16 protein-coding genes are annotated in these 24,459 nt (G+C 70.9%); 4 read left to right on the forward strand and 12 right to left on the reverse strand.

Going from position 1 to position 24,459, the window contains the following annotated elements; genetic code table 11:
- Positions 1-73: 73 nt before the first annotated feature.
- On the reverse strand, positions 74-1,543 hold the full coding sequence (locus H6726_15460) for a hypothetical protein (GenBank protein MCB9659048.1): 1,470 nt from the start codon (positions 1,541-1,543) through the stop codon (positions 74-76).
- Between the two features lie 111 nt (positions 1,544-1,654).
- On the opposite strand from H6726_15460, the gene proC reads away from it, so the two are divergent.
- On the forward strand, positions 1,655-2,470 hold the full coding sequence (proC, locus tag H6726_15465; GenBank protein MCB9659049.1) for a pyrroline-5-carboxylate reductase: 816 nt from the start codon (positions 1,655-1,657) through the stop codon (positions 2,468-2,470).
- Between the two features lie 180 nt (positions 2,471-2,650).
- On the opposite strand, the gene H6726_15470 is transcribed toward proC, so the two are convergent.
- The 8 genes from H6726_15470 to H6726_15505 all read right to left on the reverse strand — a co-directional run bounded on the left by H6726_15470 (position 2,651) and on the right by H6726_15505 (position 11,744).
- Positions 2,651-3,310 (reverse strand): YggS family pyridoxal phosphate-dependent enzyme, encoded by a 660-nt coding sequence (locus tag H6726_15470; protein ID MCB9659050.1) that lies wholly within the window; start codon positions 3,308-3,310, stop codon positions 2,651-2,653.
- Between the two features lie 32 nt (positions 3,311-3,342).
- Positions 3,343-3,945 (reverse strand): septum formation protein Maf, encoded by a 603-nt coding sequence (gene maf / locus H6726_15475; protein MCB9659051.1) that lies wholly within the window; start codon positions 3,943-3,945, stop codon positions 3,343-3,345.
- Positions 3,946-3,989: 44 nt separating this feature from the next.
- Positions 3,990-5,636 carry a helix-turn-helix domain-containing protein gene (locus H6726_15480; GenBank protein MCB9659052.1) on the reverse strand — a complete coding sequence of 549 codons (1,647 nt, stop codon included), beginning with the start codon at positions 5,634-5,636 and terminating at the stop codon, positions 3,990-3,992.
- 54 nt (positions 5,637-5,690) lie between these two features.
- Positions 5,691-7,265, reverse strand: a complete 1,575-nt coding sequence (locus tag H6726_15485; GenBank protein ID MCB9659053.1) for a serine/threonine protein kinase — start codon at positions 7,263-7,265, stop codon at positions 5,691-5,693.
- A gap of 61 nt (positions 7,266-7,326) precedes the next feature.
- Positions 7,327-7,824 carry a hypothetical protein gene (locus H6726_15490; protein ID MCB9659054.1) on the reverse strand — a complete coding sequence of 166 codons (498 nt, stop codon included), beginning with the start codon at positions 7,822-7,824 and terminating at the stop codon, positions 7,327-7,329.
- A gap of 184 nt (positions 7,825-8,008) precedes the next feature.
- Positions 8,009-9,550: an aldehyde dehydrogenase family protein gene (locus H6726_15495; protein ID MCB9659055.1), complete on the reverse strand. Its 1,542-nt coding sequence runs from the start codon at positions 9,548-9,550 to the stop codon at positions 8,009-8,011.
- Positions 9,547-10,413 carry an MBL fold metallo-hydrolase gene (locus H6726_15500; protein ID MCB9659056.1) on the reverse strand — a complete coding sequence of 289 codons (867 nt, stop codon included), beginning with the start codon at positions 10,411-10,413 and terminating at the stop codon, positions 9,547-9,549. Before H6726_15500 ends, H6726_15495 begins: the two co-directional genes overlap by 4 nt.
- A gap of 617 nt (positions 10,414-11,030) precedes the next feature.
- On the reverse strand, positions 11,031-11,744 hold the full coding sequence (locus H6726_15505) for a GTPase domain-containing protein (protein MCB9659057.1): 714 nt from the start codon (positions 11,742-11,744) through the stop codon (positions 11,031-11,033).
- A gap of 230 nt (positions 11,745-11,974) precedes the next feature.
- Here H6726_15505 and groES point away from each other — a divergent pair, with 230 nt between their 5' ends.
- On the forward strand, positions 11,975-12,265 hold the full coding sequence (gene groES / locus H6726_15510; protein ID MCB9659058.1) for a co-chaperone GroES: 291 nt from the start codon (positions 11,975-11,977) through the stop codon (positions 12,263-12,265).
- Between the two features lie 11 nt (positions 12,266-12,276).
- Positions 12,277-13,896 (forward strand): chaperonin GroEL, encoded by a 1,620-nt coding sequence (gene groL, locus H6726_15515; GenBank protein MCB9659059.1) that lies wholly within the window; start codon positions 12,277-12,279, stop codon positions 13,894-13,896.
- 174 nt (positions 13,897-14,070) lie between these two features.
- Here the strand turns inward: groL and H6726_15520 are convergent, their stop codons facing one another.
- Genes H6726_15520 through H6726_15530 form a run of 3 tightly spaced genes read right to left on the reverse strand, consistent with a single transcriptional unit; the run spans position 14,071 to position 21,356 of the window.
- Positions 14,071-16,467 (reverse strand): TonB-dependent receptor, encoded by a 2,397-nt coding sequence (locus H6726_15520; protein MCB9659060.1) that lies wholly within the window; start codon positions 16,465-16,467, stop codon positions 14,071-14,073.
- A 43-nt stretch (positions 16,468-16,510) separates the two neighbouring features.
- Positions 16,511-18,415, reverse strand: coding sequence for a protein kinase (locus H6726_15525; GenBank protein ID MCB9659061.1), 1,905 nt, complete (start codon positions 18,413-18,415; stop codon positions 16,511-16,513).
- A 31-nt stretch (positions 18,416-18,446) separates the two neighbouring features.
- Complete coding sequence (locus tag H6726_15530; protein ID MCB9659062.1) at positions 18,447-21,356, reverse strand: hypothetical protein; 2,910 nt, start codon at positions 21,354-21,356, stop codon at positions 18,447-18,449.
- Positions 21,357-21,405: 49 nt separating this feature from the next.
- Here H6726_15530 and H6726_15535 point away from each other — a divergent pair, with 49 nt between their 5' ends.
- Positions 21,406-24,444, forward strand: a complete 3,039-nt coding sequence (locus tag H6726_15535) for a DUF4175 family protein (protein MCB9659063.1) — start codon at positions 21,406-21,408, stop codon at positions 24,442-24,444.
- The last annotated feature ends 15 nt before the right edge of the window (positions 24,445-24,459 follow it).

A 24,459-nucleotide genomic window follows, 5' to 3' on the forward strand; every position in this document is an offset into this window, starting at 1 on the left:
GGAGCGTGCCACGACTCGCGCGGCGCAGCCATGGTCTCGGTCGCGGCGGGAGCCAGCCAGCGCGCCGCGATCCTCAGCCGAGCAGCTCGACCACGCGGTCGCGCGCCACGTGCACGTCGGACAACGCCAGCGGTCGCTCGAACAGCCCTGGCAGAGGAACCCCCATGCGAGCGTCGCCCGTCGCCGAGAGGGCCATGCTGGCGCGCAGCAGCTCCGCCGCGCGCGGATTGCGAAACCAGTCCTCGTCGAGCGCGTCACGCAGGAGCGACCAGCACGCAAACGCTTGGAGATGCGCTAGGAACCGAGCGGCGTGAGAGCGCTCACCCGACAGGGCGAGGCGCGCGAGCGAGCGCGGCAGGCCCACCCCGAACACCCGCTGCGACAGCGCCTCGGCGGCATCCGGGCTGTCCTCGGCACGCAGGGCGACCGCCGCAGCAGCCGTACGCGCAGCCGCGAGCTGGAGCACGAGGAGCGCGGTGACATGGTGTGGCCGCTCCCGCGCGAGGGCCCGATCGCGGGGCGCCGCGACCGGGTCGACGAGCGCCTGTTGCATGAGCGCGGCCAGCAGCCGCGGCGCGTGATCCACGACGGGCACGCGCTGGGCGAAGGGCAGCGCCGCGGGGGTGAGCAGCTGCCCCAGCGCCCGTGCGACCCCTTCCGCGAGGTTCAGCTCGGACGCCGCGCCGAGCTCCCGCGCAGCAGGCGAGACGCGCACGTCCCGCGCCGAATCAAGGACCGCGAGTCGCGCGCGGACGCCGACGCTCGGGTGCGGCGGCTCGAGGCGCACGCTGCTCAGCTCGCGCCCGAACCCGAGCACAGCGAGCGGCGCCCCCACCCTCCTGCCGCGATCGCGAGGACCGAAGCTGCCCCGCACCGCGCGGAACGCGAGCACTCGCGCCAGCTCGTCCCAACGCTGCGGCCGAGCGAGCCCCTCATGGCGCGCGGCACGCTCGATGAGCTCCATGGCGGCGTCGTCAGTGACCGCGAGCCACGCTTGGGCCAGCGCGCTCAGGTCCGTCGTGGCCTCTGCCGCCGTGGAGGCCGGTCCAGCCGAGCGGTCGCCCACGAGGGCCCCCTCCCGCACGGCGCGCGCCCGCAGCTCGCTCTCCGCGACGCGGGGTGCCACCTCGTCAGCCACGCGCTCGAGAGCTCGGACCCCCGCCTCGCGCTGCGCGCGCTGCACCTCGGCGTCGGGTGTGGCGAGCTCCTCCACCAGATCGCCGACTCGCGCCCCGTGCCCGCTGCGCTCGACGACCCGCGCGGAGAGGCTGCGCCAGGCGGCGCGCGTTGGCGCCAACACCCGCTCTGCACGGATGTCCGCGACGTGGGCCCGCATCGCCCGCAGCTCCGCAGCCGCGAGCATGCCCTGCGCCTCGATCTCGGCGAGGCGCTCGAGCGCCTCGTCCGTGCTGAGCAGGGGGTGTTCGAGGATCACCTCCGCTTCCGATGGAGCCCGCGCTGCACCTCGGAAGCGCCCGACGCGCGCGCGCGCCTCGTCTCGCCGGTAGCTCTCGAGGGCCCGTCGCAAGGTAGTCGCTGGCACGCCGCGACCCAACCACGACCCGCGCCGCCGCGCAAGCGTCCCCTCCTCCACGCGTCTACGCCTCGGCGACCGCCCGAGTCAGAGGGGCGGGAGTGTGGTATGGCGTCCAGCATGAGCTTCGGTGGAAAGATCACGTTCGTCGGCGCCGGCAACATGGCGGCTGCCATCATCGCTGGGCTGGTCCGCGCCGACGCGTCCGCGTCGAGCCGCATCACCGCGGTGGACGTCTCGGAGAGCACGCTGCAGAGGCTGCACGACCTGCATGGGGTCGGGACGAGCACCGACGCTGCCACGGCCGTACGCGGTGCAGACGTGGTCGTCCTCGCCGTCAAGCCGCAGGTCGTGGAGGCCGTGCTGCCACGCGTCCGCGAGGGCGTCGGCGCCGAAGCCCTCGTGGTCTCCATCGTGGCCGGGGTCACGAGCAAGACACTCGAGGCGGGACTCCCCCCCGGCACGCGGGTGGTCCGCACCATGCCGAATACGCCCGCGCTCGTCGGCCGCGGCGCGACGGCCATCGCCGCAGGCACACACGCCACCGAGGGGGACCTGACCACGACCAGCGCCTTGTTCGACGCGGTCGGCCTCACGGTCACCGTTCCGGAGAAGCTCTTGGACGCCGTCACGGGTCTGAGCGGCTCGGGCCCCGCGTACGTGTTCCTGTTCCTCGAGGCGCTCGCCGACGGGGGTGTCCGGGAGGGTCTGCCGCGGGACACTGCGCTGCGCCTCGCCGCCCAGACCGTGCTCGGCGCCGCGACGATGATGCTCGAGACGGGCGCGCACCCTGGCATGCTCAAAGATCAGGTCACCAGCCCCGGAGGGACGACGATCGCGGCGGTCGAGGCCCTCGAAGGACGTGCCTTCCGGGGGACGGTCATGTCGGCGGTGTCCGCTGCGACCGCACGCAGCCGCGCTCTCTCCGGGTCGTGAACACGCCCAGGCCCCCAGACCGAATCCTGCAGTCCGCGGCCCGCGCACGACCCAGACCGAATCAGATGGTCCGCAGCCCGCGAACGACCCCAGGCAGAACGGCGACCGGCTGGGTGGAGGGGCCAGCGAGCGACCGCGCCGTGCCCGCGGGCTTCGCCCCGGCGGACGCCAGGTCGTGCGTCAGCTGCGCGCGCCGAAGATCGCCGTGCCCACGCGCACGCAGGTCGCGCCCTCGGCCACCGCCACCTCGAGGTCGGCGCTCATGCCCATGCTCAGGGTCGAGAGACCATGTTCTCGAGCGAGCTCCCGCAGCGCGCGAAAGTGGGGGCGCGCTTGCTCGGCGGTCTCGGCTGGTGGCACGGCCATCAAGCCCTCCAAGCGTACGGCCTCGCACCGCCGCGCCGCCGACACGAGCGCCTCGAGATCCCCGGGCGCACAGCCCGACTTCTGCGGCTCGCCCGCGACGTTGACCTGCACGCAGATGGGCAGCACGATGCGCTTTCGTGCGCACTCGTCCCCCAGCGCGTCGAGCAGACGCAGCGAGTCCACGGTGTCCACGGCTGCGCGCGCGGCCACGACGGCGCGCACCTTGTTGCGCTGGAGGTGCCCGATCAGGTGCAGCTGCAGCCCCTCGAGCGGGCCCAGCGTCTGCACCTTTTCCACCAGCTCCTGCACGTAGTTCTCACCAAAGCACCGCTGCCCGGCGTCGAACGCCGCGCGCATGGCCTCTACGGGCTGTCGCTTGGAGACGGCCATCAGGCTGACTTCCGCGGGGTCGCGCAGCGCGAGGCGGCAGGCCTCGTCGATGCGTGCGCGCGTGTCCTTCAGCCCCTGGGCGATGCGCGTCGCGTCCACCACCGGCACCGCGTCGGTCACGGCCAACTCCGGACTGCGCCCAGGGCCACCAGCCGCCCGAGCGTGTGGGAGAGCGGCAGCCCGACGACGTTGAAGTAGCAACCCTCGATGTGCGTCACGAGGCCGGCCCCGATGCCCTGGATGCCGTACGCCCCGGCCTTGTCGCGTCCCTCGCCCGTAGCCACGTAGGCCGCGACCTCCGCCTCCGTCAGCGGACGGAAGAACACGCGCGTCCGCACCGGCTCGACGTCGAGCGGCGCACCGGCGCGACCGATGGCGACGGCCGTGACCACCTCGTGTCCCCGGCCGGCGAGGCGCGTGATCAAGCGGCGCGCGTGCTCGTCGTCCTCGGGCTTCCCCAGCGCCTCTCCGTCGACGATCACGACCGTGTCCGCCGCCAGCACCCACGCGGCGCGCAGCGGGTGGTCCTCGCGCTCGAGCCGCGCCATGGCCGTCCGCGCCTTGTCGACGGCCACGCGCTCCGCGTACGCCATGGGGGCCTCGCCGAGCGCCTGAGTCTCGTCCACGTCGGCGGGCACCACCTCGACGGGGACGCTCACCTGACGCAGCAGCGCCAGGCGGCGCGGAGACGCGGACGCGAGCACCAGGGCCCCGCGCAAGCTGGGCGACCCGACTCCTCGTTGGGCTTGGGCGTCCACGGCGCCTAGCGCTCCATGTCCTCGACCCAACGACGAAGGCGCTTGATGTACGAGCGACTCACCTGCTCGTGGTCGAGCCGCAGGGTCTTGGCGACCTCGGCCACGAAGCCGCGCACGTACACCTGCGCAGGCAGCGCCGTGTAGTCGTCCGCCTCGATGGCCTCGACGTAGTTGCTACCGATCTTGGTCGTCTCGCTGATCTGCCGCACCGTCAGCCCGAGGGACTCGCGAACCGCCCGGATGAGTGGGCCGGTGAACTCGGTGTCCGGCGTGAGGACGGGCGCTGGAGGTAGCGGCTCGTCACGCGGGACGTCCACGCGCTCCTCCCTCTCGACGTCGGCCGGGAAGATGGACAGCTCGTAGGGTCGCCGCCGAGCGGGGTCCAGCAGCACGTCGTAGGCCTCCTCCAGACGCGCGCGCACCGCCTCGAGCCCCTGATCGTCGAAGAGCCCGTGACGACACAGCGCGTCGTCCGCGTACACCTCCTTCGCGCGCTTGAAGGCGCGCCGCACCTCCTCGTCGGTCGCGCCACGCTCGACCTCGAGCAGGTCGTGATGGCTGTCGGGAGGCACGGCGACGCGCGGCTTTCGTGGCCCCTTCCCCGCATCCAGCGCCAGCATGCGCCGCGCGATCTTCTCGATGCTCTTGCTGGCCTTGGTCCCCGGGCTCTCGGCCAGCAGCGCGCGGCACTGGCGCATGCAGCTCCAGACCGTGTCGTCGTAGTCGACGTACCCCATGTAGTTCAGCGCGATCCCCAAGCGGCGCTGCGCGGCGCTACGCATGCGGTCTCCCAGCTCGAGGTCCGCGCGCAGGCGCGTCTGGTTGATGACCAGGTTGAACTCGAACGCGCCCATCGCCTCGCGCACGCGGTAGGAGAGTGGGTCGTTCTGCTCCTCGAGTAGGCGCGCCACGTCGAGGGGCGCAGGGGCTGGTCCGAGGCGGGTCAGGCAGGCAACCAGGCGCTCGTGCTCGGCGCTGTCATCGTCGCGAGCCAAGAAGCCACGCGCGAAGACGGAGCGCATGAAACGGTACGTGTGCTCGATGGCTGGCGGCTCGGGCAGAGACACGAAGATGGACACGTCGGCGCCGACGAACGTGTCCAGCAAGGCGTCGGCCGTCCCTGCCCCGAGGTCCACCACCACGTACTCGGCGTCCATCCCACGCAGGCGCTGCAACAGCTCGCGGCGTGGCTCGCGGCGCGTGTTGCCGGCGTATGGCTGATCCAGGCCTGCGTGCAGCAGACGTAGGTTGGCCACGGACAGGTCCATCAGCTGCCCAGGGATGTGCACGGGGCGCTCTACCTGTGGCATCGGAGGCGGCTCGGGCTCCACCCGCTCGCGCGAGTTGACGCCCGAGAAGGTCGCCCGAGTGTCGTCGGGGTTCGTCGGTATCGCGCGAAAGCTGGGGAGGGGCGGATCGAACGTCGGCAGGGGAGCGGGAGGCGTCGCGCCCAAGAAATTGTGCAGGGTGGCGCCACACGGATCCGCGTCCACCACGACCACCCGGCGTCCGATCGTCGCGAGATACAGCCCCAGGTTGGCAGCGAGGAGCGACTTACCGACCCCGCCTTTCGACCCGGAGACGGCGATCAGGCGCAGGGCGCGCTGCGGGCGTTGGACTTCTTCGGCCATGAGCGTCTGCGGGATTACCACGGGCAAGGCGCGCGCACCACCAAGGCCCAACGGCTCGAGGGGCAGCACGCCGGGTCAGGACCACGTGGCCTCGAACACGTCGCTGGCGTCGCCGAGGGCCGCCACCTTCGCAAGCCGCACGTCTGGCTCACGCGCGCCCGCCAGCACCAAGGCGCGCTGCAGGAAGCCCACCATCATGACGGCGAGCGTCAAGGTCGGACGCGGGTGCCTCGTCACCTCGAGCTCACCGTACCCGGCCCCGTGTTTGGTCACGTGCGCCTGACCGTGGCAGAAATGCGACGCCACCACGTCCGGGAGCTGCATGAAGCACAGCTCGGGGGATTTGAGTGATCCGAGCCGTCCAGCCGTACGGGCCGCGTCCGCCAAGTGTGCGCCGGCGTCGACGACGAACTTGCGGTCGCCTTTGCCGAAGCGCCGGTCGGCGATCTCGATGACCGAGAGGAGCGTGGCGGGGTACCAGCCGTGATCCGAGATGTTGGCGACCCACCGCGCGTGGACGTCCGGTGGCGCCGACGCGAGCACCTCGGCGATGCCCTCGTGTCCGACGCGCTGCGTGAGGTATGCGCGCAGCTCGACGACCACCCGACCGCTGAGGTCGTCGAAGGCGGTGGGCGCAGGCGGCACGCTCCCCCGCTCACCGCGCACTTGCCGCTCGCGTTCGCGGAGGGTGCGCAGGTCGGTGGTCAGCGTGTCGGTGGGCTCCACGTCGTCGTCCACGGGGGGGTCGGCCCCGAACGGCACCAGCGCCGAGATCATGTCACGCGCGGTCTGGTAGCGCTGCGCAGGGTCCTTCGCGATCGCCTTGCGGATGATGGCCTCGAACGCCTCGGGCACGTCCGCGCGGAACACGCGCAGTGGCGGCGGCGGGTCGTTCATGATGCTTCGGCAGAGGTGCACCAGGTGGTCGCCGCGGAACGGACGGTATCCGGTGACGAGCTCGTACAGGATGACGCCGACGGCGTAGATGTCGACGCGCGGGTCGCGCACGGATCCGCCGCGGATCTGCTCCGGGGGCGAGTAGTACGGTGTGCCCATCGCGCGCCCGCTGGGGGTGAGGTCGCCGGTCGTGCTGGCGTCCCAGGCAGACTCCACGAACGTGGCGATCCCGAAGTCGAAGATCTTCACGAAGTCGGGCCGTCCGTGCTGGACCGTAAGCAGCACGTTCGCGGGCTTGAGGTCGCGATGCACGATGCCCGCCTCGTGAACGGTTCCGAGGGCGTCCAGGATTTGGCCCGCGATGTCGGCGGCGCGGCGCACCGAGATGGGGTGCTCGGGGCGGACGAGCTGACTCAGGCTGCGCCCGCGCACGTACTCCATCACGATGTAGGGCTCGCCGCTGGCCTCGACCCCCATGTCGAGCACCTCCACCACTCGGCTGTGCCGGATCCCTGCGGCCGCTCGTGCCTCACGCTGGAAGCGCTTGAGCGTGACCCCATCGTCCGCCAGGTGCGAGTGCAACACCTTGATGGCCACCGTGCGACCAATCGCGGTGTTCTCCGCCTTGTAGACGGCCCCCATCCCGCCCTTCCCCACCAACCGCTTGATTCGGTACTTGCCCGCCACCACCGCGCCGAGGCGCAACGTGCCCGGACCATCCGCCGGGACGTCCAGCTCGTGGGGCGTGAACATGCTGCGCAGCGTACCTTGGAGAGCCCCCTAGCGGAAAGGGGGAAGCCACGTGAAGACGCGCCTACTGGCCCGTTCGGGAGCCGACGGCGCTCGCATCGACGCGCCGGTCCGTGGTCACCGCCATGCGATAGTCGCCCTCTTCGCCCTCGGAGAAGGACCCCACCCAGACACGCACGGAGCCTGCAGGCATGGGCGACACGCGCACGGCCGGGTTCAGGCCATGGGTGTCGTCGTTGCACAGGAAGCTCCCGTCCGCGAGCTCCACCACGAGGGTCGTGTCGTGGGGGTTGGCGTTCACGACGAACTGGAGAAACGGCACCTCGGCCTGCACGTAGAGCTGATGGTTCGGGCTGCTGGCGACCCAGCCGCGGCAGTCGGGTGAGAGTTCGCTCGCCGCCGAGGGACCCCCAAAGCGCCCTTCGAAGGTCTCGGTGCCGTCGAACCCGGCGGGGACGCTACCACCGCTGGCGCGAGCCGCTCCCCCGGGAGCGACCTGGCCGCCACCTGACGCGTAAGCGCCCCTCAGCTCGGGCACATCGTCCAAGATGGCTCTGTCCACATGGCTCCCGGCTGGGGCCGCCCCGCCACCACACCCGAGCGAGAGGCACCCCCAGACAGTCATCCATAGCGTGATCGTTCGTCGCATCATGTCCTCGCGGGCTCCGACCACCCCGCGCGCACCGCCCTTGGGTCCAGAACCGTGATGGACCATCGCACGACACGGAGCCCGTGGGAACGCTCGCTCACTTCCAGCGCGCCGCGAACCCCTGCAGCAGCGCTCCGAGGGCCTTGGCCTTCTCGCCTGCACCGCCGCCGCCACGCAGGGTCGCGAGCGAACGACCTACCTGCTCGAGCGCCGGCGTGTACGGATGCCACCACATCTCGCGGGTCGCGCGCCGCGCGTCGACGACGACCGCCCGCGGCCGGGTCAGCACGTCGAGCGTATGTGAGGAGTTCGTCACGCCGTAGCCACTCTCCCCCGTACCGCTCCAAGGCAGCGCGGGGATGGCGCCCGTGAATCCGTGATTGTTCACCACGACGGTCCCGGCCCGCAGCTCACGTGCCACGCGTTCGCCGCGCTCGAGATCACGGGTCCACACGCTGGCGGTGAGTCCGAAGCGCGAGTCGTTCGCGGCCTCCACCGCGGCACGCTCCGTGGGCACCGCGACGACCGGCACGACGGGCCCGAACGTCTCTTCCGCCATCGGCTCGGAGTGGTTTGGGAGGTCGCCCACGATGGTGGGCGGGTACCAGCGGCCCGGTCGGTCGAGCCGTGTTCCGCCTGCGAGGACCTCTCCCTCGGCACGCGCGCTCGCGACGTGAGCCTCGACCACGGCCAGCTGCGCGTCCGTCGTCAGCGGCCCGTAGTCCTGTACGGGGCGTAGCTCGTTGGCCAGCTCGACCATGCGCCGTCGCAGCGGCACGGCCACGGAGCCCACGGCATACACCCGCTCGATACCCGCGCAGTTCTGCCCGCTGTTGGCCATCGCACCCCACAGGATGCCCCGGGCCGCGCGCTCCACGTCAGCGTCTTCCAGCACCACCGCCGCGTCCTTTCCACCGAGCTCGAGACCGGCCGGGATGAGACGCTCGGCCGCAGCGGCCGCGACCTTCCGACCCGTACGCACGCTCCCCGTGAAGATCACCGCGTCCACCCCCGCGTGGATCAACCCTGCCCCAACGTCTCCCGCGCCATGCACCATGACGACCAAGTCGGGACCGAACACCTCGCGCGTCGCGTCGGCGATCAGCTCGGCGCAGCGAGGCGTGTACTCCGAGGGCTTCATGACCACGGCGTTGCCCGCGAGCAGCGCCGGGAAGAGCGTCCGCAAGGGGATCGCCACGGGGAAGTTCCAGGGCGTGATGAGCGCGATCACGCCGCGCGGCACGCGCTCGATGACCGCGCGCTTCCCGGGGTAGTTGACCGGATCTAGGCTGGGCTCGTGGGGCGCCAAGTGCTGCGCGCCCTCGCCCGTCCAGTAGGACGCGAGGTCGGCCGTGGCGACGACCTCGTGCAGCCACGCCTCGGCGGCAGGCTTGCCCGCTTCCTCGGCGAGCACGGACACGAGAGCTTCGCCGCGCGCCAAGATGGCGTCCCGCAGTCGGTCGAGCAGCTTCGCTCGAGCCGCGACGGGCAGCTTCGCGTGGCTGGCCTGCGCCGCGCGGGCCCGCGCCACGATGTCCGGGAGCTGCTCGAGCGGGGTCACTGCGACGGGCGCGAGCGCGCTCCCGTCACGGGGTGACGTACCGAGGATCTGTCCATCGCGGAGGAGGGGCAAAGTCATGAAGGCTCCGAGGCTGCCGGGCTCGTCGTGCGAGCCACGAGGGTGGTGTCGGTCTTGCGGTAGCGGCCGTCGCCGAGGTCTTCGGCGCGGCCGTGCGCGTGAAGGTGGATCAAGTGCGCTTCGAGCGCCCGCGCCGCCAGCGGCCACAGCATGCGCGGGGTGTCGGCGTAGGCGTGGGGGACCAGCTCGACCGGAGTACCATCCCCCCGCGCCGCCAGCGCGTCCGCCACGCGCTCTTCACGCGCCAAGCGATGCGCGACGTAGTGGTCGAGGCAGGCCACGGGATCGACGATGACGCCCCCGTGAGCGGGCAACAGACACGATGGACCGAGGGCCTTCATGCGCCCCAAGCTCGCGAGGTATTGCGCCATGTCGCCGTCGTGCTTCTCGACCAGGATGGACCCGACGCCCGCGACCATGTCCCCGGCGATGAGCGCCCGCGAACGCGGTTCGAAGAAACAGAGATGCCCGTGTGCGTGCCCGGGAGTGTGAACGCACTCGAGGGTGAGCGTCTCACCATGATCGTCCAACACGAGCTCGAGCTGCTGCCCATCCTCCAGCAGGTCGTCGAACGCGACCTGTCCGGCCAACGCCTCTGCCGTGCGCGCGTGGGCCCACAGCGGGAGCCCAAGTCGCTCCTGCAGCGCCAGCGCGCCTCCGATGTGGTCGGGGTGATGGTGCGTGGCGCAGATGGCCAGCACCACGGTACCGTGCGCCTCCGCCTCCGCCACCCAATCGCAGATGCGGTCCAGCTCCTCGGGGAACGGCGTGGCAGGCTCGATCAGCACCGCGGTGCGACCGCCCACCAGGAAGACGTTGGTGTGTGCCGCCGGTGGCAGGGTCGGGCTGCGCACCGGCAGCATCTGCACCCCCGGCGCGGGCTCGAAGGCGTCCTCGGCGTCGAGCGCGACGTGGTCGAGGTCGTGCATGGCGACTCGCCGGAGGAGCGCAGGGACGAAGTCCGCCAGCGCGACGTCGCCCACGGACCAGCGCGCCAGATAGTGGGTGGCTTCCCGGGCACGGGTCGCCGCTGCCTCGGTCTCGGTGAGGGCCAGGGCCAGCACCACACACTCGTCTCGCAGAACGTCCCCTCGCGGCCGACGCGTCGTGAGGCGCTCGCAGCGCTCCGTCTCGAAACGCAGCCCGAGCGCGGCCATGCGGGCCGCCCCGTCGTCCGGGTTTGCCACGAACGCATCGCGCAGCGCACCGCGCGTGTCCTCGTCGAGGCCGCTCGCCCCCTCCGCGACGAGCACCCCGGTGGCGACGAACAGCGCCCGGAGCGCCGCGCCCGCCGCGGCACGCTCTCCGCGCGGCACGCTGTCCGTACCAAGCCCTCCATCCAACTGAGGTGCATCGGACGCACGGACCTCGGCGCCCGGCAGGCCCAGTCCGTCGCCCCAATGCAGACCGGGCTGCTCGCCTCGCACCAGCACGACCCGTGGGTCCGCGTCCGGCCGGTGCGCCAAGAGCACGGCGCGCGTCATGTGGAGCCGCTGAACTGGGGCACCTTCGGCGCGCCCGGCACCGACACTTCACCCGACGCCGGGGGATGCATGCTGGAGCGCTTGCCGGGCACGACGGAGTCCGATCGCCCCTCGGGCAGCTTGCTCGGATCGGGGATCAGCTTGAGGCACTCCCGGGTGATGCCCTTCAGGGTCTCGAACACGCCCACGCCCCGCACCGCCTCGGCTTCGAACTCGGGTGTCCCCTCCGGAATGGCGAGCTCGCTGCGCAGCTCGTCGATGGGCGTGGCCCCGGGGAGGTCGCGCTTGTTGTACTGCACCACGGTGGGCATGCGGTCTGGGTCGTCGCCCTGCAGCCGCAGGTTGTCCCACAGGTTGCGGATGCTCTCGTGGTTGGCTTCCATGCGCTCCCGCTGGCTGTCCACCACGAACACGATGCCGTCCACGTTGCGCAGCACCAGCTGCCGGGTGGTGTCGAGCGCGATCTGCCCCGGCACGGTGCAGAGGTGCAGGCGCACGCGGTAGTCCCTGAACATCCCGAGCTCCATGGGGAGCAGGTCGAAGAACAGGGTCCGCTCCGCTTCCGTCATGAGCGAGATGAGCTTGCCCCGGTGGTCTACCTTGCTGTGACTGTGGATGTGCGACAGGTTCGTGGTCTTCCCACCGAGCCCCGGCCCGTAGTAGACGAGCTTCAGCTGCAATTCGCGACGGCCGTGCGAGACGAGAGGCACGACGCGAGTGTACCGCGTTCGGGAAGCGACTGACACCGCGAAGGCGACATCCGATGACAGTTCGTCGCGCGGTGACCTCCCAGACCACCTCACGGCCCCCTGTTGACACCCGCCCGAGCTTGGTTAAGGTGGCGCTCCCTATCAGCAGTCTCCCTGCGTGAGTGCTAGGCAGCCGCTGAGCACCACGGCGGGGAGCGGGCCCTCACCAACCCCAATTAAGAGGTAATTTCATGGGCGTACGTCCGTTGTATGACCGCGTGCTCGTCAAGCGCGTGGACGAAGAGACCAAGACCGCCGGGGGCATCTTCATCCCCGCGACGGCCACCGAGAAGCCCCAGCGCGGCAAGGTCATCGCCGTGGGCGGCGGCAAGCTGCTCGAGACCGGCGAGGTCCGGGCCCTCGACGTGAAGAAGGGCGACACCGTCCTCTTCGCCAAGTACTCCGGCACCGACGTGAAGATCGACGGTGACGACCACCTCATCCTGCGCGAGGACGACATCCTCGGCGTCATCGAGAGCTGAGCGAGGAACCCATGGCTGCCAAAGAAATCCTGTACGACGCGTCCGCGCGTGACCGCGTCCTCGCGGGGGTCAACGCCCTCGCCAACACCGTCAAGGTGACCCTCGGCCCCAAGGGCCGGAACGTGGTCATCGAGAAGAGCTTCGGCGCTCCGACGATCACCAAGGACGGCGTGACCGTCGCGAAGGAGATCGAGCTGAAGGACAAGTTCGAGAACATGGGCGCCCAGATGGTGCGCGAGGTCGCCAGCAAGACGTCCGACGTCGCCGGTGACGGCACCACCACCGCGACGGTCTTGGCCCAGGCCATCTTCGTCGAGGGCGTGAAGATGGTCGCCGCGGGTCACAACCCGATGGAGATCCGTCGCGGCATCGAGGCCGCCGTCGCGCACGTCAACAAGAACCTGGCGAAGCTCTCGCAGCCCACCAAGGATCCAAAGGAGATCGCGCAGGTCGGCACCATCAGCGCCAACGGCGACCGCGCCATCGGCGACATCATCTCGCAGGCCATGGAGAAGGTCGGCCGCGAGGGCGTCATCACGGTGGAAGAGGCCAAGGGCCTCGAGACCGAGCTCGAGGTCGTCGAGGGCATGCAGTTCGACCGCGGCTACCTGTCGCCGTACTTCGTGACCGACAGCGAGCGCATGGTCGTCGACATGGACGACGCCTACCTGCTGATCTGCGAGAAGAAGATCAGCAACATGAAGGACATCCTGCCGGTGCTCGAGGCCATCGCGCGCCAGCAGAAGCCGCTGCTCATCATCGCGGAGGACATCGAGGGCGAGGCGCTGGCCACGCTCGTGGTGAACCGTCTGCGCGGCACGCTGCAGGTCGCCGCCGTGAAGGCGCCGGGCTTCGGTGACCGCCGCAAGGCCATGCTGCAGGACATCGCCATCCTCACGGGTGGCAGCGTCGTCAGCGAGGATCTCGGGATCAAGCTCGAGAACGTGAGCGTGAGCGACCTGGGCAAGGCCAAGCACGTGACGGTGGACAAGGACAACACCACCATCGTCGACGGCGCGGGTAAGAAGGCGGACATCAAGGGCCGCATCGAGACCATCCGCCGCCAGGTGGAGGACACCACCAGCGACTACGACCGTGAGAAGCTCCAGGAGCGCCTCGCGAAGCTCGTCGGCGGCGTGGCCGTGATCAAGGTCGGCGCCGCCACCGAGGTCGAGATGAAGGAGAAGAAGGCCCGCGTGGAGGACGCCCTGCACGCGACGCGCGCCGCCAGCGAAGAGGGCATCGTCCCGGGTGGCGGCGTGGCCCTCATCCGCGGCCAGAAGGGCCTCGACAAGCTCGAGGTCTCCCCCGAGCAGCGCATCGGCGTGAACATCCTGTCGCGCGCCATCGAGGAGCCGCTCCGTCAGATCTCCGCGAACGCGGGGCTCGAGGGCAGCATCGTCGTGAACGAGGTCCGCAAGGGCAAGGGCGCGTTCGGCTTCAACGCGGCCACCGAGGAGTACGGCGACCTGGTCGCCGCCGGCGTCATCGACCCCACGAAGGTCGTTCGCACCGCGCTCCAGAACGCGGCGTCCGTGTCGGGCGTGCTGCTCACCACCGAGTGCCTGATCGCCGACGCTCCGAAGCCCGAGGCGAAGGACGATCACGGCGGCCACGGCCACGGCCACTGAGCCACGCGGGGCGGTTCCCTGCCCCACGGCCCGATGAACGAGAAGGCGCAGCTCGCACGACGCGGGTTGCGCCTTCTTCGTTTGGGCCGGAACCCACACGACGACGCGCGTGCCAGCGACTCCGCCTCCCGAGACATGGCGTCGCGCGACGCCTCGTTGCGCCAGCGCGCGCGCTCAGAACCCGAGGCTGAGCGTGCCGAGCACGCGGCGGTCGACCCGCTGCCCGAGCGGGTGCTCGCGATGGTGCGGGTCCACCAGGTTGGTGCCCACGACGCCCAGCTGAAGCCGCCCGTCCAGGAACCTGTATCCGAGGCGCGCGTTCAGCAGGGCATAGGCGCGCAGAGGGAACTGGCCGAAGCTCGCGCCCGTCTCCACGTCGGGGATGGTCATGACCCACAGCTGCGAGCTGACCCAGTGGAAGTCCGCGCTGAGGTCGAGCCCGAAGGGCGCGCGGTACTGCACCCCGAGGTTGAGCTTGTGGCGGCTGGTCCGCTGGTCGTTCTCGCGACCGACGGCCGCAACGCCCCCGACGGCCCGCGTGTCGTGCAGGCTGTAGTTCGCGTACACGTCCAGACCGCGCACGGGGAAGAAGCGCACGCCCAGCTCGGCCCCGAGCTGTCGAAAGCGGGCCGCCTCGTTCTGGTTGCGCACCTGGCCCACGCTGAACGCCGCGACCGAGTCGGAGTACGACGCGTGCCCGGAGCCGTAGTCACCGAGGGTGAACGCGCTGACCTCGCTCGACACGATGGCGTCGTCGACGAGGTTCATGTACGCGGTCACCTCGAGCGCGAAGTAGTCCGAATCCTGGTTGCGATACCCGATCTCGGTGGTGAGCATGCGCTCGGGATCCAGCCGCTCGCTGCCGAGTGACAGCGCAGACACACCGCGCAGCCCCGGAACGGAGACTGGCAGCTCGACGTAGGACTCGAGAAAGGTGGGGCTACGGAACGCCAGCCCGAACGTGCCGCGCAGCGAGGAGCGCTCCGTGGGCTGGAACAGGAGCGCGATGCGTGGGCTGTACTGCGGACGACGCAACAGCGGGTGCCGGTCGACGCGGAAGTTCAACACCCCTTGCAGCCGACGCGCGAGCTGCATCGTGTCGGTCAGGTAGGCAGCGAAGTGGTTCTGCGTGTGGCTGTCGTCGAGCCAGTTCCAGACGATGGACTTGAAGCGGTAGCTGACGCCCACCGCGGCGTTGTGGTCCACCCCCAGGTGGAAGCGCGCGCGGTAGTTCACGTCGGCGTCGGCGATGTGTGTGGCGAGGTCCCGCGTCACCAGCGGCACGGCGGCGGGTGGCTCCACCGCGAGCTGCGCGTCGGCGGTCTCCATGTTCCAGAACACCCGCGCGGTGATGCCCACCGGCGTGGTGAGCGTCAGGTATGTCTGCGCGAAGACGAACTCGTCGATGAACAGCTGCCGCAGGCGCCCGATGCCGTACTGGCTGAGTCGGTTGAGACTCACGCCCGACCCCATCTCGAGCGCGTAGCCACGCCCCAGGTTGAGCCGTCCATCGCCGCGGAACCAGATGCTCCGGCGCGCCATCTCGGGGTCTTCACTGGGCACCACCTGGTCGACCCGCGCGGGGTTGGCCTCCAGCTCGAACTGATCGGCGCGACCGTAGCCCCCCGCAACTCGGAATGACGCGATGGACTGCCGACCGTGCGCGACGACCTCGGCGCGCGCCGTTCCGTGGCTGCCCGCCGCGACCGACACGTGCGAGCCCCCCTCCCCTGGCGTGCGCGTGATGATGTTGATCAAGCCCGAGAACGCATCGGCGCCATACACGGCAGATGCAGCGCCACGGATGATCTCGATGCGCTCGATGTCGTCGAGGCCGATGGGGAGCACGTTCCAGAAGGTGGAGCCGAGCGAGTCGATGTAGACCGAGCGCCCGTCGATGAACACGAGCACCTTGTTCGACTGGCGCTGGTTCAGTCCGCGAATGGACACCTGCTGATCACCCGGGCTGAGCGCCATGACCTCCACTCCGACGGCGCGCCGCAGTACGTCCGCCAGCGTCTGGAGCCCGCTGAGTCGAATGTCTTGTGCGGTGATGACGGTCGTGGAACTGGGGGCTGCCACCGACGACTCGACGAACCGCGAGGCGGAGACCACCTGCTCTTCGTAGACGCCCTCCGCGCGCGCTTGTCCGCCGAGCTCGCTCACCCGCTCCGGAGCTGGCGCCGGCCCCGCCGTCGGATCGGTCGTCTCCCCCTCCACGGCCGGCTGCGGCGCGGTCGTCGCGACCTCCGCTGCGCGCTCCTGCTGACCAAGCAGCTCCCGCATGCTGGCGATGAACTCCTCGACCTCGACGGCGTCGCTCGGGTCCCACTCGAGGTACTGCTCGAACGCTCGGTTGCTCTCCCGGTACAAACCGAACTCCGCGTAGGCACGCGCGATGTTGTAGATGACGTGTGGGTGAGGGAGGATCCGGTAGGCCTCCTCGAGCGAGGCGATCCCAGCGACGTCCCCCGCTTGCACCAGGGTCATGCCGTCCCGGAAGAGGCGCCGCGCTTCGGTGCGCTCATCAGCGTGCGCGACCTCCGGGTGGAGCAGACCGAGCAGCATCATGGCGACCCCCACGGCGCCGACCCGTGACCGACGGGCGTCGGGTCTACTCTGTGGGCAGCACGCGGAAGAGGCGCACGGATTCACCGGGCGACGCTACCACAGGGTAGCGATGCGAGGTGGTCCCGACCCGCAGCTCGACCACGTGCCGACCCGGGGACACGCTCAGGCCTCGCAGCGGAGTGCGCTGCCCAGTGTCGCGACCGTCGAGAAACACGCGCGCGCTCGGGATCGTGTTGACGTCGAGCGTGGCGGTCGGGGCGGCAGCGGGCCGGGTCTCCTGTTCGGTACGACGCGGCGTCGGTCGCCTGTCGGACATAGCATCTTGCGACGCGTCTCCGTCGACGCGCTCGTCGCCGCTCACGTCGGGTCCGACCCCCTGTCCTCCCTGGATCTGGGACGCCGTGTGTTGGGACGCTCCCCCTGGAGCGACGGTGTCGGCCGCCGCAGGAGCGACATCATCCCCGACGCCCGGCGTGGTCAGCCCGGGGCTGGTGTCCGAGGGTCCGCCGACCACCCCGATGGCGACGGCCTGATGCGCAGGGTGCTCCACGGGATGGGTCGCTGGACCCGCCGAAGCCCCATCCGTCCCAGCGACGTGCGGCGCCACACCGACCGGTACGGCGCCATCGGGCGCACGCCGCGCAAGCACGATGGACACGAGGACGATGACGAGCCCGAGCGCCGCGGCCCAGAACCAAATGGGGGCGCCCCAGAGCGTCTGAGGGATGCGTCGCCGGCGCCGGAGCGGACGCCCCGGGAGCGTCTCGAGCGCCGCCGCCTGCGCGAGCTCTTCTTGGTGAGGGGATGGTGGGGTCGGACGCAGGGAGGGCGCGACGTGCACCGTCACGCCCTCCAGCTCCGTGGGTGACGCTGCCACGGTGGTAGGCGCATCGTCTTCGTCGAAGACCGGGCGTCCGAGCAGCGTGGGATCGTCGTCGCCTGCGTCCAGGTGAAAGCCAATTCCCTCGCTGCTGGCGTCAGGCACCGTCTGCCGGGGCATCGACAGAGCCCCGTCCACGACGACGAGTCGCTCGAGCGTCATGAGGGCCTCGTCGGGGTCTCGTGCACAAGCCGAGAGCGCCACACGCATCGCTTCGGCGTCCGCGAAGCGCTCGTCACGAGACACGCGCAGGGCACGCGCGATGACGGCGTCCAGCTCGGGCGAGATGCTCGGTCGCAGCTCCGCCGGGTGCTGCCGGTGCAGCCCGCGCGAGACCTTGTCGACGCACTCGATGAAGGACGTCCCGCTGACGACTGGTCGCCCCGTGAGCAGCTCGTACGCGCTGGCAGCCAACGAGTACAGGTCCGTGCGCTGATCGACCGACTTGAAGTCGGCGAAGTGCTCGGGGCTCATGTAGGTGAGCGTGCCCAGTACCACGCCGGTCTTGGTGAGCGTCTCGGAGCTCGTCGCGGACGTGTCCCCCAGCATCGCCTTGGCCAGGCCGAAGTCGAGGATCTTCGTCTGAAAGGTGTCCCCAACACGCGCCACGAAGAGGTTCGCGGGCTTCAGGTCGCGATGCAGGATGCCTTTCCCGTGCGCGTAGTGCAGCGCGGCCAGGCACTCGCCGATGCAGTGGACGACGACATCGATCGGGAGCGGCCCGACCGCTTGGAGGAGCTCACGGAGCGAGAAGCCCGTGAGCAGCTCCATCTCGAGATAGGGGCCGAGCGCCTCGTCCTCTCCGAAGTCGCGTACCTCGACGATGCCGGGGTGTTCGAGGCCAGCCGCCTTCTGCGCCTCCAGCCGGAAGCGGGCCATGTACTCGCGGTTATCGAAATGCCGCGCGTGCATGAGCTTGATGGCCACGTCGCGATCGAGCTGCAGGTGGCGGGCACGGTACACGGTACCCATCCCGCCTGACGCCACCGCCTGGAGGATCTGATACTTGTCGGCGACGAGCGTCCCGTCGAGGTTCGAGGCGCCGGCGGGCGCCGAATCGTGGACCATCACCGCTCAGCCTAACCCGATGCCAGGAGACTTAGAAGCGCCCCAGCTGCGTGAGCAGCTCACCCAAGCGCTGCGCCGTGGCGGGGTCACCGCTCGCGGTAGCCGACGACAGCAGCGCCTCTACCCCTTCGCTGGCTTCTCGCAGCACCGCGCGGAGGCTGTCCACGTCACGTTGAGCGGACTTCGCACGCGCCTCGGCGGCGTTCAAGTCGCTCTCCCGCGCCTTCAGCCGAGCGAGCATGTCGCTGACGTCGGGCGCGGCCTCGGTCGTACGCTCCAGCTGCTCCACCCGTCGCTGGGCTCCGAGGCGGCTCGTGCGCTCGTTGTGGAGCTCTTCACTCAAACGGGCGACGCGCTCCTCCAACTCGAGCAAGGTGCGCTTCGACGCCTCGGCGTCCGAGCCCTCTGGCGAGACCCCAGCGAGCCTGCGGTCGAGCGCTCGAATGCGGTCGTCGCGTTCCTCCAGCTGCGCGGTGAGCGAGCGCATCAACGTCTCTTGGCCGGCGAGCTCGCTCTCCAGGGTCTCGAGCCGCTCGAGATAGGCCTGCACGGCATCCTCCGCCTCGCGGCTCGTCGAGGCAGGCGCATCGTCCCCTCCCTCCTCTTCAGATGGCGCGTCGATGCCCACGGCGGTCGGCGTCCGGGGCGGCGACTCGGTGTCGAGCCGCGCCTCTGCCAAGATCGCGTGGGTCTCGCGCAACGCGAGCCGAGCCTCGTCACGCGCCTGGATGGCCTGCGCGACGCGTCCGAGCAGCACGTCACGCTCGGCTTTCAGCGCCTCACTGGCGTCGGACGCGGCCGCATGCTTCTTGGTCTCGGCGCGGGCCGCCAGCAACTCCTGGAGCGCCGCTTCGGCAGCGGCCTTCGCCTCGTCGCGAGCGCGCTCCAGCGCCTGGACCCGGCTGGGCTCCGTGACGTTCTTGGCCAGCGACTCGTTCTCGCGACGTAGGGTATCCCGTTCGTCGACCGCCGCAGACGCCGCCAAGAGCGCCCCGCGCAGTCGCTCACTCTCTTCGCGCAACCGGTGTGCCTCCGCCTCGCTGGAACGGGTGGTCGCCTCGTTGTCGCTGAGCTCGAGCTGCAACCGCGTGATCAGGCCGTCCTTGAGGCCCAGCTGGGTACGCAGCTGGTCGATGGCGTCGTTGGCGGCCTGCAGACGCGTCGCCAGCTCCTCTGCCAACGCGCCCGCGGGGTGCGGTTCGCCACGTCCAGCGTCGCGGGGGGAGACCACGTCGGCGGTCACGGCGGGCGCGGCAGCCTTCGGAGCTTCCTCGGCCGCCAGGAGGCCGACCCGCCCGATGTCGGCGAGCGCTCGCTCGCGCTCGTCCAAGCGCAGGCGCAAGCCGGCGACCTCCCCCTCGAGCGCGCGGATACGCCCCTCGAACGGCGCCCCGGCGGCGAGGTCACGCGCTGCGGCCAGCTGGAGCGAGAGCGCAGAGACGCGCTGCGACAAGGCAGCCTCACTGCGCGTGAGGGCTGCGATGTGCTCCCGCACCTCGTCGGGGAGAGCTGCGGGCTCGCGTTCGGCGCTGCGAGCCCGGATCAGCTCGAATTCGAAGCGCTCGCGCAGCTCCCCGATCTCACCCAGGAGCCGCCGCTCGCGCTCACGCGCGTCGTCGACGTCCGCCTCGGTCAACGCGAGACGGGCGCGGGCGGTGTCGTAGAGCTCGCTGACCTCGGCCACGCGCGCTCGCAAGCCGCGGACGCGCCCCATGAGCTCCGCCTCGACGAGCTCGAGCGCGGCAGCGCGTTCGCCTGACGCGCCCTCCAACGCGACCCGAAGCGCGTCGTTTTCGAAGCGCGCAGCGTCCAGCTCGGCAGCGAGGCGTGCGTGCTCGGCCAGGGAGGGCCCCGTGAGCGCGGGCGCGGGCAGCACCGCCCCGGTCGCCGCGCGGCTCTGGCCGCCACCGTCCCCGAGCTTTCGACGGAGTCGATCGGCCTCCTCCACCGCATCCCGGACCAGCGTCCCGCGCCGGTCGATCTCCTGCTCCAGCGCCGCGGCACGTCGACCGACCTCACGCAATCGCTGCTCCAAGTCGTCGTAGGCGTCCGACTCCGGAGCATCATCGACGGAAGCGGGCGAAGCGGACCGGGCGGTCAACTCGTCACGTAGTCGGTCGAGCTCGTCCTCGGCGCGCGCCAACGCGGCGTCACGGGCTGCCAGGGCTCGCTCGACCTCTTCGGCGTACTCCTCGGAGGCTTCGAGCTGCTCGCGCAGCTCCTCGAGCTCATCGTCGTCTTCGCTGTCGGGCGCGTCGACGTCGTGATCTTCGTCCTGCCTGCCTGTTCCAAGATCGCGAAGCGCCGAAGAGGACGACGTGGCGCTCTCGACCGCATCCGAACCCGCTGCGGTCTGGACCACCAGGTAGCCCGGCAGCCGATCTCGGTCGCCCCCCACTACAGCGATGAACCGCCCCACGGACGAAGCGCCACGAACGAGCCCCGCGTCCACCGCTGCGGCCCGCACCTCGTCGGCACCCAGCTCGGCGACGGTGTCACCGACGAAGCCGCTCTGCCCGAACCAGCGACCCGCCCCGAACACGTCGCGCACGCAATCCTGGACGAATTCGGGCTCGAGTCCACGCTCCGGGTCCGTCGCCAGGATCAGCAGCCCGTCTCCCACCAAGCGCTCGAGCCGCTCGAGCGCGGGTCGCAGGCTGCGGAACACCGACAGTTCGGCGACCACGGCGACGTCGTAGGGGTCGCTCGGCGGCCCGTCCGAGAACGCACGCACCACCAGCTCACCATCGGTCTCCTCGCGCTCTGGGTACTCACCGTCGCCCGTATCCAGCACCACGACCCGCTCCGCGCGCGTCGCCACGGTCCAGGGCCCCGCGCTGTGGGCGTCACCCACCCACAGCACGCGCTGGCCGTCGGCCGCGTCGTCGACCATCGCCGCCAGGAAGAGATCGCGGTCGGGAGAAGCATTCATTCGAGTCATGAGGGGTCGATTCAGGTCGTGCGGTCGCGTACAGGGAGCGCGACTATACGTGGCCGAAGGATCCCGGGTCAACGCGGAGTCCCAGGACGCAGGACGCTCCACGCGCTATCGTCCGCGTGTGTCGAGCGCGAGCACGCAGACCGAGGCCTACCTGGAGCGAGTGCGCCGCCGTGCCCTCGTGTTCATAGGCCTCCGGTCGGCCTGCGTGGGGCTGGCCGCCGTGGCGCTGTGCCTCTCGTGCGCGGCGGTCGCGGTCGGCCCGCTTCCAGCGCGAACGCTGGCGATCGGGGTGCTCCTGCTGAGCGGGATCGCGGGGGTGACCAGCGCGCTTTTCCAGAGTCGGCGGGCGGGGGGGGTGCGAGGCGCGGCCATCACCGATTGGCTACGCCCTATCTCGCCGCAGCTGGCGTCCCGCGCACGGACGGTGCTCGAGCTGGCGGAGAGCGCGCGAGGCGCGAGCCCGGCGCTGGTGCGGGCGCACCGGGCGGCGGTCGAGCAGGAGCTCGGCCAGGTGCCGCTCGCCGTCGCTGCGCCCCTCGGTCGGGAGTTGACCCCCCGCTTGGTGCTCGCGCTGGCCGCGGTGGCGCTGTGCACCACGGTCGTTCTGGGGAGCACACGCGGTCGAGCGGGGGCGTACGGGCTGATCCACGCGTTCGAGCCGAACGAGCGCGGGCCTCGTCGCGCGGATCTCGTCGCCGAGACCGCAGCGACGCTGCGCTTCGCCGCCTACCGCGGGCGGCAACCACTCGAGATGCTGGGAGCGGACGCAATCGAGGCGCCCCACGGGACATCGATCGCCTACCGGGTGCGGTTCCACAGCGCCCCGTCGACCGCCACGCTGCAGCTCCCCGGCGGTGAGGTGCGCCTGCTCCCGCTCGGTTCGGGCCCGTCGGAGGGCGTGTGGTACGGCGCGGAGTTCGTCGCCACCACAGCGGGCGCCATGCAGGTCGTCGTCATCCCAGACACGGGAGCCGAGCGCGCGGCAGACCGTCGCACACGTTCCCTGCGCGTCACGGCGGACCAGCCACCTGTGGCGACCCTGGCCGGTCCCGCCGATGCCGGGGACCTGCCGCTCGACCTCCCGACCCGCATCGGCTACGCGGGAACGGACGATGTCGGCGTCACCGAGGTGCTGTTGTTGATCGCCCGCCCCGACGGCACGGAGGAGCACCGCCGGCTCGCGAGCCACCCGAGCACGGATCTCCGTGTGCTGGTCCAAGGGAGCGTCGACTTGGTGCCCGCCGACGTCGGCGCGCAAGCGGGCGACCCAATCACCGTCACCCTCGAGGTACACGACGGCGACGTCCTCTCGGGTCCCCACGTCACGCGCTCCGAGCCGCTCACGCTCCGCGTCGCGTCGGCGGGTGCCCGACGACGGGAGCTCTTGGCCGGCCTCGAGGCCCTGCTCGGGACCGCCCTCGACACCCTGGCCGAGCGTCTGGAGAACCCCCTCGAGCGTCCCGACAGGAGCGACGCCACCGACCTCGCACGCCACGCCCACCTGACGGACCTCGAGCGCGGCCTGCTGCGCGCGCTGCGCACCTACGCCACGGCGCAGAGCGGCACGGACGTGACCATTGGAGCCCAGGTGCAGCGGCTCGAACGTGGCATGCAGCGTGAGGCGCGTGCCTACACCGGGCGTTCGGCGCGCGAGCGAGCGGCGCGCGACGACGAACAGGCCGCCGTGCTGGAAGACATCGTCCTCGCACTGGACGCGTACGAGACACAGGCGCGCCTGAACGACGCGGCAGAGCTGGCCCAGGAACTCCTCGCGCTCCGTCGCGAGCTGGCATCGCTGTTGGCGGAGCTGCGGCGCGCGGACACGGAGGAGGCGCGCCGTGCCGTGGCCGCGGCCATCGGACGCGCCAGAGACCGCCTCGCTCAGCTGGCCCAGCGCATCGCAGAGATCGACCCAGCCACCGTCCCGCCGGAGTTCGCAAACCAGGGTGCCATGCAACGCGAGGCCAGCGACGCGCTCGGTGCGCTCGAGCAGGCCCTGAGGAGCGACGATCTGGACGCAGCCGACCGGCACATGCACGACCTCGAACGCCAGATCGACCAGCTCATCGCTTCGCTCGGCAACGTCGAAGAGCAGTACGGCGAGGAGCACTTCGGAGCCCAGGATCGCGCACTCGCGGAAGCGCTGGACGCGCTCAACGGACTCGAGACCGAGCAGCGCGTCCTCTCGGAGCGCACGGATCGCACCCGGCGAGCCGCGGCCGCACGCGCCCTGCGCGCGGCGGGTGAAGACGGGTCGGCCGCCACGCGTCGCGTCCGCGCGGAGCTCGCCACGGCGAGGCGAACGCTGGCCGATGTGCCGGAGGGCGGCATCGGCGCGCGTGATCGGGACAGCCTCTCTCGCACCCGGCAGCGTCTCGTGGACGCCGAAGACGCGCTGCAGGCTGGTGACCTCGGCGAGGCACGCCGCATGGTCGCAGAGGCGCGCGCCGACGCTTTGGGCTTGTCACGGGACCTCGAGTTGTCGGCCCTGATGTTCGGCGGCGCCAACGGACGCACGTCGGACGCTGCCGAGCAGGTCGGCGCCGCCGCCCGCCGGATCGCTGCGCTCGAGGGCGAGCTGGACCGCAGCATCCCGAACCTACGCGAGCACCTCGAGGCCGCCGAGGCGGCACAGCTGCGGGAGGACTCTGCGCGTCAGGAACGAGCTCAGGACGCGACGACCGGCCTCGCCCAGCGGTTCCGTGAAGGGCCCGGTGGAGAGGCGCTGAGCGAGGAGGCTGCCTCCGCGCTGGAGCGTGTCGGGGCCCAGATGCGGGATGCCCAGCGCGCGCTCCGTCGACTCGACGCCGTGGGCGCCGGCGCCCAGCAGGCCGAAGCTGCCGAGGCGCTGCGCGAGCTGCGCGAAGAGCTGGAGGAACAGAGCCGCGGCGGCGGCGGTGGCGGCTCGGGCGGTGGGCGCGGTGGGGCCGGGACGGCGCCCCCCGGACAACGCGTCGCCATCCCCACCGCAGATGACCACGAAGGGCCCGGTCAGTTCCGGCGCCGGGTGCTGGACGCGATGGAGCGAGGCGCGCCGGAGGGATACGACGAGGCCACGCGCAGCTACTACGAGAGGCTGCTCCGGTGAAAGCACGACGAACAC

It is taken from the genome of Sandaracinaceae bacterium (genome assembly GCA_020633055.1).
GTDB lineage: Bacteria > Myxococcota_A > Polyangia > Polyangiales > Houyiibacteriaceae > JADJJE01.